9 protein-coding genes are annotated in these 14,381 nt (G+C 72.1%); 6 read left to right on the plus strand and 3 right to left on the minus strand.

All coding sequences use genetic code 11. The features are described from left to right. Positions 1-78 precede the first annotated feature (78 nt). Both pepN (AB0D45_RS11560) and AB0D45_RS11565 read left to right on the plus strand, forming a co-directional pair. Positions 79-2,634: an aminopeptidase N gene (gene pepN, locus AB0D45_RS11560; protein WP_362457311.1), complete on the plus strand. Its 2,556-nt coding sequence runs from the start codon at positions 79-81 to the stop codon at positions 2,632-2,634. A 229-nt stretch (positions 2,635-2,863) separates the two neighbouring features. Further along, positions 2,864-3,826 (plus strand): hypothetical protein, encoded by a 963-nt coding sequence (locus AB0D45_RS11565; RefSeq protein WP_362457314.1) that lies wholly within the window; start codon positions 2,864-2,866, stop codon positions 3,824-3,826. Here the strand turns inward: AB0D45_RS11565 and AB0D45_RS11570 are convergent. Further along, positions 3,802-4,698 (minus strand): pyridoxamine 5'-phosphate oxidase family protein, encoded by an 897-nt coding sequence (locus AB0D45_RS11570; RefSeq protein ID WP_362457317.1) that lies wholly within the window; start codon positions 4,696-4,698, stop codon positions 3,802-3,804. The two genes, AB0D45_RS11565 and AB0D45_RS11570, sit on opposite strands and share 25 nt — an antisense overlap. A gap of 23 nt (positions 4,699-4,721) precedes the next feature. Next, positions 4,722-5,183, minus strand: a complete 462-nt coding sequence (locus AB0D45_RS11575; protein WP_361601996.1) for a VOC family protein — start codon at positions 5,181-5,183, stop codon at positions 4,722-4,724. 129 nt (positions 5,184-5,312) lie between these two features. On the opposite strand from AB0D45_RS11575, the gene AB0D45_RS11580 reads away from it, so the two are divergent. The 3 genes from AB0D45_RS11580 (at position 5,313) to AB0D45_RS11590 (ending at position 10,844) form a co-directional block, all read left to right on the plus strand. Further along, positions 5,313-5,879, plus strand: coding sequence for a CGNR zinc finger domain-containing protein (locus AB0D45_RS11580; protein WP_362457321.1), 567 nt, complete (start codon positions 5,313-5,315; stop codon positions 5,877-5,879). A 274-nt stretch (positions 5,880-6,153) separates the two neighbouring features. Then, the gene (locus AB0D45_RS11585; RefSeq protein WP_362457324.1) at positions 6,154-9,492 is read left to right on the plus strand and encodes a S8 family serine peptidase; all 3,339 of its coding nucleotides are present in this window, start codon (positions 6,154-6,156) and stop codon (positions 9,490-9,492) included. A 323-nt stretch (positions 9,493-9,815) separates the two neighbouring features. Next, complete coding sequence (locus AB0D45_RS11590; RefSeq protein WP_361602005.1) at positions 9,816-10,844, plus strand: aspartate-semialdehyde dehydrogenase; 1,029 nt, start codon at positions 9,816-9,818, stop codon at positions 10,842-10,844. A gap of 54 nt (positions 10,845-10,898) precedes the next feature. On the opposite strand, the gene AB0D45_RS11595 is transcribed toward AB0D45_RS11590, so the two are convergent. Beyond that, a complete protein-coding gene (locus tag AB0D45_RS11595; protein ID WP_362457327.1) occupies positions 10,899-11,414 on the minus strand; it encodes a DUF1203 domain-containing protein in 516 nt (171 codons plus the stop codon). Positions 11,415-11,552: 138 nt separating this feature from the next. Between AB0D45_RS11595 and pepN (AB0D45_RS11600) the strand changes: the two genes are divergently transcribed. Beyond that, a complete protein-coding gene (gene pepN, locus AB0D45_RS11600; protein WP_362457330.1) occupies positions 11,553-14,144 on the plus strand; it encodes an aminopeptidase N in 2,592 nt (863 codons plus the stop codon). The last annotated feature ends 237 nt before the right edge of the window (positions 14,145-14,381 follow it).

The raw sequence follows: 14,381 nt of genomic DNA on the forward strand, positions 1-14,381 counted from the left end.
CCAACCAGGCCGGGAGCGGGCGCATTCCCCGTGGGAGGATTCCAGCGAAGACCGTGATCACGCACGAAGGAGTGCAACGTGCCCGGAGAGAACCTGTCCCGCGACGAGGCCCGCGAGCGGGCCGAGCTGCTGTCCGTCGACGGGTACGAGGTGGTCCTCGACCTGAGGTCCGCGGTGGACGAGGCCGAACCGGCCGAGGGCCCCCGCACCTTCCGCTCGGTGACGACCGTGCGCTTCCGGGCCGCCGTCCCGGGCGCCTCCTCCTTCGCGGACCTGATCGCCCCGTCGGTGAACTCCGTCACCCTGAACGGGCGGGCGCTGGACCCGGCCGCCGTCTTCGACGGTTCGCGGATCGCGCTGGACGGGCTCGCCTCCGAGAACGTCCTGGTCGTCGACGCGAACTGCGCCTACAGCCGGACCGGCGAGGGCATGCACCGCTTCGTGGACCCGGAGGACGGCGAGGTCTACCTCTACACCCAGTACGAGCCGGCCGACGCCCGCCGGGTGTACGCCAACTTCGAGCAGCCCGACCTGAAGGCGCCCTACCGCTTCGAGGTGAGCGCGCCCGAGGGGTGGCGGGTGTGGAGCAACGGCGCGGAGGAGTCCCGCGAGGGGCAGACCTGGCGCTTCGCCGAGACCGCGCCCATCTCCACGTACATCACCTGCGTGGTGGCGGGGCCGTACCACTACGTCACGGACACCTACACGCGCGGGGACCTGACGATCCCGCTGGGCGCCATGTGCCGCAAGGGACTGGCGAAGCACTTCGACGCCGATGACGTCTTCCTCGTCACCAAGCAGGGCTTCGACCTCTTCCACGAGATCTTCGACTACCCCTACCCCTTCGGGAAGTACGACCAGGCCTTCGTCCCCGAGTACAACCTCGGCGCGATGGAGAACCCGGGGATGGTGACCTTCCGCGAGGAGTACATCTTCCGGGGGAAGGTCACGCAGGCCTCGTACGAGCGGCGCGCGAACGTCATCCTGCACGAGATGGCGCACATGTGGTTCGGCGACCTGGTCACCATGAAGTGGTGGGACGACCTGTGGCTGAAGGAGTCCTTCGCGGACTTCATGGGCTCCTTCGGCCTGGTCGAGGCCACCCGCTTCGACCAGGCCTGGGTCACCTTCGCCAACAGCCGCAAGGCGTGGGCGTACCGGGCCGACCAGCTGCCCTCCACCCACCCGATCACGGCCGACATCCGTGACCTGGAGGACGCGAAGCTGAACTTCGACGGCATCACGTACGCCAAGGGCGCGGCGGTGCTCAAGCAGCTGGTCGCCTATGTGGGCCGGGAGGCGTTCCTGGACGGCGCGCGGCGCTACTTCAAGGCGCACGCGTACGGGAACACCACCCTGGACGACCTGCTGTCGGTGCTCGGGGAGGTCTCCGGGCGGGACATGGCGACGTGGTCGCGGGCCTGGCTCCAGACGGCGGGCGTGAACGCGCTGACGCCCGCGGTGACCTGCGACGCAGCCGGACGGCTGACGGAACTGGCGGTGCTCCAGGAGGGCGACGCGCTGCGCCCGCACCGGGTCGCGGTGGGCCTGTACCGGCTGGAGGCCGACGGGTCGCTGGTGCGCTACGCCCGGGCGGAGGCGGACGTGGCGGGGGCCCGGACGGCGGTCCCGGAGCTTGCCGGGCTGGAGCGGCCCGACCTGGTCCTGGTCAACGACGAGGACCTCACGTACTGCAAGGTCCGCTTCGACGAGCACTCGCTGGCGACGCTGCGCGCCCACCTCGGCGATCTGACGGACCCGCTGGCGCGGGCGCTGTGCTGGTCGGCGCTGTGGAACCTGACGCGGGACGCCCTGATGCCGGCCCGGGACTTCCTGTCGCTGGTGCTGGCCCACGCGGGCCGGGAGAGCGACGTCGGCGTGCTCCAGATGCTGCACGCGCAGGCGCTGAGCGCGGTGACCCACTACGCGGCGCCGGAGCGGCGCGAGCAGAGCGGGCGGGACCTGGCGGCGGGCGCCCTGCACGAGCTGCGGCTGGCCGAGCCGGGGTCGGAGCACCAGCTGACCTGGGCCCGGTTCTTCGCGGCGAGCGCGGCGACGGAGGGCGACTTCCAGCTGCTGCTGGGGCTGCTGAACGGCACGGCGCGGATCGACGGGCTGGAGGTCGACCAGGAGCTGCGTTGGGACTTCCTGCTGCCGCTGGTGGCGCACGGGGCGGTGGACGAGTCCGTGCTGGAGGCCGAACTGGCGCGGGACGACACCGCTTCGGGCAAGCGGCACCAGGTGCGGTGCCTGGCGGCGCGCCCCTCGGCGGCGGTCAAGGACCAGGCGTGGGCGGCGGTGGTGGAGTCGGACGCGCTGTCGAACGCGCTGGTGGAGGCCACCATCAGCGGGATGCAGCAGCCCTCGCAGCGGGAGCTGCTGGCCGGTCACACCGAGCGGTACTTCGCGGTGATCGAGCGGGTCTGGGCGGAGCGGTCGATCCAGATCGGCATGGACGTGGTGAAGGGGCTCTACCCCGCGCTCCAGGACTCCCCGGCGACGCTGGCCGCGACGGACGCCTGGCTTGAGGCCCGCCCGGACGCGGCCCCGGCCCTGCGCCGGCTGGTCCTGGAGTCCCGCGACGACCTGGCCCGCGCCCTGCGCGGCCAGGCCTGCGACGCGGCCGCCGGCTGAGGACCCCTGCGCGGGGTGCGGGGCCGGCCTGGCCGCCGCACCTCGCCCGTCGCGCACCGATGCCCCCGCCGGCACTCCGGCGGGGGCATCGGTGCGTTCATCGGGTGATCGGAGGCGGCGGTCTCTTTCGGCAGTCGAACGCCCGTACTTTAGCCCCGTCTTGTCCGGATTTGTCGACGGGCGTGTAACAGGCGTTAGGAAGGCCTTGGCCTGAGGGAATCACCGAGTCATGAACCAGAACGCACCCCTCCCCCTCACCCACCTCACCGCCAGCCGCCCCCGCGTGCTGACCCTCGCACAGCTGCGCGAGCACGGCGTCAGCGCCTCCGACGCCGCCGGGCGGCCCTGGCAGCAGGTGCTGCCCGGGGTGTTCCTGCTCCACTCCGGCCCCGCGACCAGCGAGGAGCGGCTGCACGCCGCCCTGCTGTACGCCGGCCGGCGCGGCAGCGGCGAGGTCATGATCACCGGGCTGGCCGCCCTCGCGCTCTACCGGTTCTCCTCCACCCCCGCCCTGCTCGCCCTCCCGCACATCGACGTCCTCGTCCCCCACACCCGCCGCCTGCGCTCGACCGGCGACGTCCGCATCGTGCGCGCCCACACCCCGCCCGGCCCGCTGGAGGTGACCGGGCTGCCGGTGGCCCCCGTGGCGCGGGCCGTCGCCGACGCCGTCGCGCAGGTCTCCGACGCCGATACGGTGCGCCGCATCCTCAGCGAGGCCGTCCGCGGCGGACACTGCGAACCGTCCGCCGTCGTACGGGAGCTGACGGTGGCCCGGCTGCTCAACCGGCCGCACGTGGTGGACGCCGTCGAGTCCCTCCTCGCCGAGGGCCGGGCCCTCGCCGAGGACCGGCTGTACCAGCTCGTACGGGGCTTCGAGCTCCCCGAGCCCGTCTGGAACGTGGACCTGCGGCTGCCCGGCGGCCCGCACCTGGGCGGCGTCGACGCGTTCTGGCCCGAGCAGGCCGTGGCCATCGAGATCGACACCCGCGCACCCCGCCAGGGCGAGGACGAGGACTGGTCGGAGGCCGTCCGCAAGCGCGAGACCCTGGAGCGCCTCGGGGTGACCGTCCTGTACCTGACGCCCCGCAAGCTGCGGGACTGGCCCGAACAGCAGGCCGCGGTCGTACGGACCGCCCTGACGGCGTCCGACGACCGCGAGCCCGCCGCCTACCTGGTCGTACTGCCCCGGTGAGGCGGGTTGGCCGGGGAGTACTCCGGGGCGCTCCAGCGCAGCCGCCCCGGGTGCAGGCTCTCCACCGCCGCCTCCACCCGGAAGCGCACCGCCCGGCTCCCGCCGGGGCCGTACTCGGTCCGGGCCCGCCCGCTCAGCTGGAGCAGCCCGCCGCCCTCCCAGTCGGGGAAGAGCAGCCCGGCCCGGTCGTCGGCGGCCAGGTTGCCCAGGGTGAGGAACATCGAGTTCCCGGCGTAGTCCGGCCAGCGCAGCTCCGTCGGCGAGAGCACCTCCACGAAGCCCGGCATGCCGCCCCGATGGCTCGCGTCGGCCCCGTCCGCCTCGGCGGTGGTGGCGATGAAGAAGGTGTCGGCCGCGCGGACGGCCCGCTCCTGCCCGGGGGTGAGCGCCTCCCCGCACGAGAGGACACCGACCCCTTCGGCCACCAACTCCAGCGGCTGCCGCTTCTGGAGGTACTTCGGGCAGTTGGCGAAGACCTGCTCCGCCTCCACCGCGAAACCGCCGGGCGTGACGGCGAGGGTCCCGTTGAGCCGCATCCGGCGCCGGGTGCGCGGGTCGAGGGAGATCGTGCCGACCCGGGTGCCGGCGGTGGCCAGCGCCCCCGCCAGCGGGTCGCCCTCCGGCAGGCCCCCCGAGACCTCGATGCGGCCCGGCCCGGTGGCCCGTGCGAAACCGGGCGCGCCGGTGAGCAACGAGGCCCACATCCGCCCCGCGCCGTCGGCGGCACCGACGACGAGGTGGGGCTGTTCGGCGAGGAAGGCCGCCGCGACCTCCCGGATGCCCGCGCCGATCGAGCGGCCGACGTGCTCGGCGAGCTCGCGTACGCCGACCCGCTCCTGCACGGCCAGCGAGCCCTGGTGGTACCGGCCCATGACGACCCCCGCTCCTTGAGTTCCTAGAAGAATCCGCAGGTCGGGGCGTCCGCCGTGGGGGCGGGAGCGCCCTGGGCCCCGGCGGGCACGGAGATCTCCAGGCGGGTGCCGTCGGGGTCGTGGAAGAAGATCCCCCCGGAGGCCGCGCCCTCCCGGTGCGCGACGACGCCCTCGTAGGCGAAGTCGACCCCGAGGCCGCGCAACCGCTCCTCGTACGCCCGGACCTCCTCGATCGCGCCGGCGGAGAACGCGAGGTGGTGCAGTCCGGCGGCCTGCGGCGCGTACCGGTTCTCCGCCTGCTGCCACAGGGTCAGGACCAGTTCGCCGTCCCGGCCGAGGAAGGCGTATCTGCGGCCCTCCTCCTTGCCCTCGCCCAGCTGCTCGAAGCCGAGGGCGTCGCGGTAGAAGGCGAGCGAGCGGTCCAGATCGGTGACGTTGAGGCCGATGTGCCCGGTGCGCAGCGTGCCGGCGGCGGCGTTCGACATGAGGGTTTCCCTTCCCCGAGGTTCCAGAAGTCCTGGAGTTCTAACCTTCTAAATCGAGATTAAGGGTTAGAGACCAGGGCGTCAACCGGTTACGTATGCTTGAGGGGTTAGCGGCACCAGGAGGCGGACATGACGGCACCGACCACGGACCCGCGTCCGCTCACCGGAGAGCCGGTCTCCCTCGACCTGCTGAACACGCGCTGGATGCGGGAGGGCGAGATCGCCGACCTCTTCGCGGGGGCCTTCGGGCTCACCCGGATGGAGGGGCTCGCGCTGTGGCTGGAGAGCACCGGCCTGGCCGGCCGCTTCCGGGCAGACGCCGCGACCCTCGTCCATCTGCTGACCGCCCGCGAGGCGATCGCCCGGGCCGTCGCGGACCCGGCCGACGCGAGCGCGCGCTCCCTGGTGGACTCCGTGCTGGAGCACGGCCGGATCCGTGCCACTCTGACCGCCGAAGGCCCGGGCGAGCGCGCCGAGTTCGCCGACCCCTCCTGGGGTCCGGCGTGGACGGCGGCCCGGGACTACCTCGGCCTCCTGGCCACCGCGCCCGACCGGATCCGCGCGTGCGCCTCGGAGAGCTGCGTGCTGCACTTCCACGACACCTCGCGCAACGGCACCCGGCGCTGGTGCTCCATGGCCGTCTGCGGCAACCGCGCGAAGGCCTCCCGCCACTACGCGCGCACGCGCGAGCGCTGAACGGTCGGAATCTGTCACACCCGTTATGAGACGGAGCTCCGCCCAGCCCCCGATGCGGGGCTGAAAGGTCGATAAATCCACTAGCCGGGTCCAGCGACTCGCCCCGGCTTGCCCCGCCATGTCCGCACTGGCGGTGAGCCAGCACTGACGGGAACCCGCCATGTCAGGTCTCGGTCAATGACAACCCTCCCCAAACAGCTGTCACTTGCGCAAAGCTGACCGGTCATCCGGCACCGAATTCCGGACCGTATCTTTCACTTAGCCAGGGATGCTGATGACCCTCGACTCCCCCAGCTCCACCACCGGGGCCATACCCGGCGCCAGGCGCGCGGCCCGCGTCGCGGCGGCCGCGGGCCTGGTGGCCGCCCTCTGCGCCACCGGCGCAGTGCCCGCCTTCGCGGCGGGCGCCGACGGCGACCCCTCCACCACCGCTCCGGTCAAGTCCGCTGACCAGAAGCTCGGTTCGGCCGACGTCGAACTGCTCCAGGAGGCCAAGGCCAAGGGCGACGCGACCGTCACCGTCATGGTCGCGACCGCCCCCGGTCAGACCAAGCAGGTGGCCGACCAGCTCGACGCCGTCCAGGGCGCCTCGGTCGGCCAGACGTACGACAAGCTCGGCTACGTACGCGCCACCCTGCCGACCGACAAGGCGGAGGCCGCGCTGAAGGCGGCCGCCAAGCTGGAGTCCGTGCACGGCATGGACCTGCGGCACGAGATCCGGCTGCCGGACCCGCGCCCCGAGGTGAGCAAGGAGGGCTCGGCCAAGAAGACCGCCGCCGAGACCTACCCGGCGCCGGACGGGAAGACCCCGGCCAAGAACCCGTACAACCCGTCGTTCGAGACCGGCTCGGTGGACTTCGTCGCGAAGAACCCGCAGGCCGACGGCCGTGGCGTGACCATCGGCATCATGGACTCGGGCGTCGACGTCAGCCACCCCGCGCTCCAGAAGACCACCACCGGCGAGCGCAAGATCGTCGACTGGGTGACCGCGACCGACCCGATCACGGACAACGACGGGACCTGGCGCGCCCAGATCACCCCCGTCACCTCCGCGGGCGGCGCGTTCACCGCGGGCGGCCAGAGCTGGAAGGCCCCCGAGGGCACCTTCCAGTGGAGCCGCTTCAGCGAGTCGATCACCGCCAACGGCGACATGAAGGGCGACGTCAACCGGGACGGGGACACCACCGACCGGTTCGGCATGCTCTACGACCCGGCCGCCGGCACCGTCCGCGTCGACACCGACCAGAACGGCGACTTCACCGACAACGAGCCGATGAAGCCGTACAAGGACGGCTACCAGATCGGCTGGTTCGGTACGGACAACCCGGCGACCGAGGTGGCGGAGCGGATCCCCTTCACCATCGAGATCCGCAAGGACGTCCCGATGGACCCGCTCGGCGGTGACTGGGTCGGCAAGAAGGCCGACTTCGTCAACGTCGGCATCATCGAGTCCGAGCACGGCACGCACGTCGCCGGCATCACCTCCGCCAACGGCCTGTTCGGCGGCCAGATGAACGGCCAGGCGCCCGGCGCCAAGCTCGTCTCCTCCCGCGCCTGCTCCTGGTCCGGCGGCTGCACCAACGTCGCGCTGACCGAGGGCATGATCGACCTCGTCGTCAACCGCGGCGTCGACATCGTCAACATGTCGATCGGCGGCCTGCCGGCGCTGAACGACGGCAACAACGCCCGCTCGGAGCTGTACAAGAACCTCATCGACACCTACGGCGTCCAGCTCGTCATCTCGGCGGGCAACGAGGGTCCGGGCGTCAACACCATCGGCGACCCCGGTCTGGCCGACAAGGTCATCTCCGTCGGCGCCGCGGTGTCCAAGGAGACCTGGGCCGCCAACTACGGCTCCGGCGTGGCCAAGAAGTACAACATGTTCCCCTTCTCCTCGCGCGGTCCGCGTGAGGACGGCGGGTTCACCCCGACCATCACCGCCCCCGGCGCGGCCATCAACACCATCCAGACCTGGCTGCCCGGCGCGCCCGTGAAGGAGGCCGGCTACACCCTCCCGGCCGGCTACGGCATGCTCCAGGGCACCTCGATGTCCTCGCCGCAGGCGGCGGGCGCGAGCGCCCTGCTGATCTCGGCCGCCAAGCAGCAGAAGATCGCGCTGCCCCCGGCGAACCTGCGCGTGGCGCTGACCAGCACCGCCAAGAAGATCGACGACGTCCCGGCCCACGCACAGGGTGCCGGTCTCATCGACGTTCCCAAGGCGTGGGAGTCCATCCAGCGCGGCGCCAAGGCCAACGAGTTCACGGTCAAGGCCCCCGTCGACACCGCGCTCGACCAGTTCCTGAAGACCCCGGGCTTCGGCACCGGCCTCTACGACCGCGAGGGCGGCCTCAAGGTCGGCCAGAAGAAGGTCTACGACGTCGTCGTCACCCGCACCACCGGCGTGAAGTACGGCACCCGGCACAACATCGGCTGGCGCAACAACGACGGCAGCTTCAAGGTCGTCGGCGGTGGCGGATACGACTACGTCACCCTCCCGCTGAACAAGCCGGTCACCCTCAAGGTCGAGGCCAACGTCAAGTCGGCCGGCGTCCACAGCGGCATCCTGCAGCTCGACGACCCGACCACCGAGGGCGTCGACAAGCAGATCCTGGCCACGGTCGTCGCCGCCACCCCGCTGGCGAAGCCCTCGTTCACGCTGTCGGACACCTCCACCGTGCAGCGCAACAGCCACAAGTCGTACTTCGTGACCGTCCCGCAGGGCGCCAAGACCCTCGAGGTCGCCCTCGGCGGGCTCGCGGCGGGCAGCCAGACGCGCTTCATCTCGATCCACCCGTACGGCACGGGCGTCGAGGACAGCGCCACGACCCAGTGCTACCCGAACTACGACAACCCGGCGAACCAGTGCCGCCCCGACCTGCGCTCGTACGCCGACCCGCAGCCGGGCGTCTGGGAGATCGAGGTCGAGTCGCGCCGTACGTCGCCGCTGCTCGACAACCCGTTCAAGCTGGACGTCTCGGTCCTCGGTGCGGGCTTCGACCCGGCCGTCAAGGTCCTGCCCGAGGTCAAGCAGGGCACCCCGGCGCCGGTCCAGTGGACCGTGAAGAACGACGCCGCCGCCATCTCCGGCGGCAAGCTCCAGGGCGGCCCGCTCGGCTCCGCGAAGGTCGCCAAGCCGACCATCGCCGCCGGCGAGACCCAGACCACCGAGGTCACCGTCGGTGAGGGTGCCTCCCGCCTGGACGTGGCGATCGCCAAGCCCTCCGACACCGCCGCGGACCTCGACCTCGAGGTCTACAAGGACGGCGTGAAGGTCGGCTCCTCCGCCGACGGCGACTCCGAGGAGTCCGTGAGCCTGGCCAAGCCCGCCGCGGGCACCTACACCATCAAGGTGATCGGCTACGCGGTCCCGGCCGGCACCACCACGTACGACTACCGCGACGTGTACTTCTCGGCCGCCCTGGGCTCCGTCCAGGTCGACGAGGCCGCCGCGGTCAACCTCGCCACCGGCGCCTCCGCGCAGGTCTCGGCGAACGTCCTGGTCTCCGCCGCGGCCCCCGAGGGCCGTCAGTTCTTCGGCCAGGTCCAGCTGCTCAACGCCCGCGGCACCGCCGCCGGCACCGGCAGCGTGCAGATCGACAAGGTCACCCCGTAACGGAGTGAGCCGACCGGCACATGACGGAGGGGCGGTGCTCGACCGAGCACCGCCCCTTCGGCGTTCCCCCCGCCGGACCGGGCGGATGTCCGGCTACGGGTGTGCCGCGTCCGGATGACGATCACGGTCCGACCGCAAGCTACCCCCCGTGACCAGGCACAACGGACCTTCGGGGGTCCGGCGGCACGCCCTCCGCGCGCGCGTCACGGGAGTTCCCGGCCCCGACACTGTCCGCACCTCGGACAATGGATTGGACAAGCCTCGTGGGGTCGAACGCATGATGGCCTCACGCGCGCCCGCGTCCACGTATCGAAGGAGTCACCGTGAGGGTCGGAATCGTCGGAGCCACCGGACAGGTCGGCGGAGTCATGCGCGGCATCCTCGCCGAGCGGAAGTTCCCGGTGGACGAGCTGCGGCTGTTCGCCTCGGCCCGGTCCGCCGGCTCGACCCTGGAGTGGCAGGGCAAGGAGATCACCGTCGAGGACGCCGCGACGGCGGACTACTCCGGCCTCGACATCGTGCTCTTCTCCGCGGGCGGCGCGACCTCCCGCGCCCTCGCCGAGAAGGTCGCCTCCCAGGGCGCCGTCGTGATCGACAACTCCTCCGCCTGGCGCGGCCACCCCGAGGTCCCCCTCGTGGTCTCCGAGGTCAACCCGCACGCGGTCAGGAACCGCCCCAAGGGCATCATCGCCAACCCGAACTGCACCACCATGGCCGCCATGCCCGTGCTGCGCCCGCTGCACGACGAGGCCGGCCTGACCGCGATGGTCGCCACCACCTACCAGGCCGTCTCCGGCTCCGGCCTGGCCGGTGTCGCCGAGCTCGACGGCCAGGTCAAGGCCGTCGCCGGGGAGGCGACCGCGCTCGTCCACGACGGGGAGGCCGTCGCGTACCCCGAGCCCGGCGTCTACAAGCGTCCCATCGCCTTCAACGTGCTGCCGCTGGCCGGCTCGATCGTCGACGACGGCTCCTTCGAGACCGACGAGGAGCAGAAGCTGCGCAACGAGTCCCGCAAGATCCTCGAGATCCCGGAGCTCAAGGTGTCCGGCACCTGCGTGCGCGTCCCCGTCTTCTCCGGCCACTCGCTCCAGGTCAACGCCCGTTTCGCCCGCCCGATCAGCGTCGAGCGCGCCACCGAGCTGCTGAAGGACGCCCCCGGCGTCGAGCTGTCCGAGATCCCGACCCCGCTCCAGGCCGCCGGCAAGGACGCCTCGTACGTGGGCCGCATCCGCGCGGACGAGACGGTCGAGAACGGCCTCGCGCTGTTCCTGTCCAACGACAACCTCCGCAAGGGCGCCGCGCTGAACGCGGTGCAGATCGCGGAGCTGGTCGCCGAGGAGCTGCGCGGCTGATCCGGTCGCAGGGCTGAGGGGCGGCGCCGTCACGGTGCCGCCCCTTTCCGGTGCTCAGGGCCTGCGCACCTCGAAGAGGAAGCAGCCGAACCCGGCGGCCCGCACGTGCACGAGGGCGACCTCCGGATCGCCGAAGGCCTCGTCCAGGTCCCGCCCCAGCACCGCCTGCGGGTCCTCCCCGAGGTCCAGGACCCGGCCGCCGAGGATGTGCCCGCGCGCGCTGTACCGCCGGGCCGTGCGCTGCACTCCCGGCTCGGCGAAGGGGTACGCCCCGCCGTCCCCGGCCCCGCCGTCCGCCGGTCCGCCGCAGGCCTCGGCGTGGACGAAGACCGGCCCCTGCTCGTCGTACGCGCCCGGATCGGCGCCGGTCAGGGCGGCCCAGCGCCGCAGCGGTGCGTACGAGACGAGCGCGATGCGCTCGCCGGCGGCGCTCGGCCGCAGGCAGCACCGCAGCGGCGCACCGCCCTCCTCGTCGGTGTACGGGACGCAGTCCCGCCCCGCGTCGTCACGTGCGCGGAGCTCGGCCAGCGCCGCCGCCCCGATGGGCCTCACCCGGTGTCTGATGCTCATGCCCCCAGGCTCCCCGCGCCCGGGGGCCGTGTCCGGCAGGTTTGCGACCTCGCGTTCGCCCGTGGATTACTCCGGCGCGGTGCCGCTGTCCGAATGGCAGGATGGCGGGGCAACGTCACCATCAAAGGAGATGACCGCGTGCCTGGCACGAATCTCACCCGTGAAGAGGCTCAGCAGCGGGCGAAGCTGCTCACCGTCGACTCGTACGAGATCGAACTCGATCTCAGCGGCGCGCAGGAGGGCGGCACCTTCCGGTCCGTGACCACCGTGCGCTTCCAGTCGGCCGAGGCAGGCGCCGGGACCTTCATCGACCTGGTCGCGCCGGCCGTGCACGAGGCCGTCCTGAACGGCAAGGCGCTGGACGTGGCCGCCGTCTTCCGCGACTCGCGGATCGCGCTGGACCACCTCGCCGCCGGGGCCAACGAGCTGCGGGTCGTGGCGGACTGCGCCTACACCAACACCGGCGAGGGCCTGCACCGCTTCGTCGACCCGGTCGACCAGCAGGCGTACCTGTACACCCAGTTCGAGGTGCCCGACGCGCGGCGGGTCTTCGCCAGCTTCGAGCAGCCCGACCTGAAGGCGACGTTCCAGTTCACCGTGACCGCCCCGGAGGGCTGGACGGTCATCTCGAACTCCCCGCGCGACCTTTCGCAGGGGGCCGAGCCCAAGGACCGGGTGTGGGTCTTCGAGCCGACCCCGCGCATCTCCTCGTACATCACGGCCCTGATCGTCGGCCCGTACCACGCGGTGCACAGCACCTACGAGGGACCGAACGGGCAGTCCGTGCCGCTCGGCATCTACTGCCGCCCCTCGCTCGCCGAGTTCCTCGACGCGGACGCGATCTTCGACGTGACCCGCCAGGGCTTCGACTGGTTCCAGGAGAAGTTCGCGTACGACTACCCGTTCGCGAAGTACGACCAGCTCTTCGTGCCGGAGTTCAACGCGGGCGCGATGGAGAACGCGGGTGCGGTGACCATCCGCGACCAGTACGTCTTCCGCTCCAAGGTGACGGACGCGGCCTACGAGGTGCGCGCCGAGACCATCCTCCACGAGCTCGCCCACATGTGGTTCGGCGACCTCGTCACCATGGAGTGGTGGAACGACCTGTGGCTGAACGAGTCGTTCGCCACCTACACGTCGATCGCGTGCCAGGCCTACGCCGAGGGCTCGAAGTGGCCGCACGCGTGGACGACGTTCGCGAACTCGATGAAGACCTGGGCGTACCGGCAGGACCAGCTGCCGTCCACGCACCCGATCATGGCCGACATCCGCGACCTGGACGACGTCCTGGTCAACTTCGACGGCATCACGTACGCCAAGGGCGCCTCGGTGCTCAAGCAGCTCGTGGCCTACGTCGGCATGGAGGCCTTCTTCAAGGGCGTGCAGGCGTACTTCAAGGCGCACGCCTTCGGCAACACGCGCCTGTCGGACCTGCTGGGCGCCCTGGAGGAGACCTCGGGCCGCGACCTGACCGCCTGGTCGAAGGCATGGCTGGAGACGGCGGGCATCAACGTGCTGCGGCCGGAGATCGAGATGGACGCGGACGGGCTCATCTCCTCGTTCGCCGTGCGCCAGGAGGCCCCGGCGCTGCCCGCGGGCGCGAAGGGCGAGCCGGTGCTGCGGCCGCACCGCATCGCGGTGGGCCTGTACGACCTGCGGGACGGCAAGCTGGTCCGCACGGACCGGATCGAGCTGGACATCGACGGCGAGCTGACGGCGGTGCCCGAGCTGGCGGGCCGGACCCGTCCGGCGGTCGTGCTGCTCAACGACGACGACCTGTCGTACGCCAAGGTCCGCCTGGACGAGGTCTCGCTGGCCAACGTCACCGCCCACCTGGGCGACTTCACGGAGTCGCTGCCGCGCGCCCTGTGCTGGGCGTCGGCGTGGGACATGACCCGGGACGGCGAGCTGGCGACGCGGGACTACCTGGCGCTGGTGCTGTCCGGCATCGGCAAGGAGTCCGACATCGGCGTGGTGCAGTCGCTGCACCGCCAGGTGAAGCTGGCCGTGGACCTGTACGCCGACCCGGCGTGGCGGGAGCAGGGCCTCGCGGTCTGGACCGAGGCCACGCTGGAGCACCTGCGCACGGCCGAGCCGGGCAGCGACCACCAGCTGGCGTGGGCGCGGGCCTTCGCGGCGACGGCCCGTACCGAGGGGCAGCTGAGCTACCTGGCGGCGCTGCTCGACGGCTCGGCCGAGGTCGAGGGCCTGGTCGTGGACACGGAGCTGCGGTGGGCGTTCCTCGAGCGCCTGGCGGCGACGGGACGTGCGGACGAGGCGGCGATCGCGGCGGAGCTGGAGCGCGACCGGACGGCGGCGGGCGAGCGCCACGCGGCGACGGCGCGGGCCGCGCGGCCGACGGCGGAGGCCAAGGCCGAGGCGTGGGCGTCGGTGGTGGAGTCGGGTGACCTGCCGAACGCGGTGCAGGAGGCCGTGATCGGCGGCTTCGTCCAGACCGACCAGCGGGAGCTGCTCGCGCCGTACGCCGAGAAGTACTTCGCGGTGGTCAAGGGGATCTGGGAGAGCCGGAGCCACGAGATCGCGCAGCAGATCGCGGTGGGGCTGTACCCGTCGCTCCAGGTCTCCGAGGAGACCCTCGCCGCGACGGACGCCTGGCTGTCCTCGGCGGAGCCGAACGCGGCCCTGCGCCGCCTGGTGTCGGAATCCCGCGCGGGCGTCGAGCGCGCCCTGAAGGCCCAGGCCGCGGACACGGCGGCGGCTGGGGCCTGACGGCATTCCCCCGGACCCCCTCTTGGGGGGCCCGGGGGGGGGGCTTGCGGTGCGGGCCGGCCATCTCCCCCTCGAGCTCCCGGGCCCGGTCGGCAGTTGCCCACCCGCCCCCGTCTGCGGGTCCGGGGCCGGTGGGCGGGGCGCGGTGGGGCCGCCTCAGGGAGGGTTTGGGGGTTTCCCGTCAGTCCCATCGTCATTCCGTGTCGGGCCGGTCCCTCAAGGGCGCTCCCTTCGGTC

The organism is Streptomyces sp. NPDC048352 (assembly GCF_040651895.1).
In the GTDB taxonomy this organism is placed as follows: Bacteria; Actinomycetota; Actinomycetes; order Streptomycetales; family Streptomycetaceae; genus Streptomyces.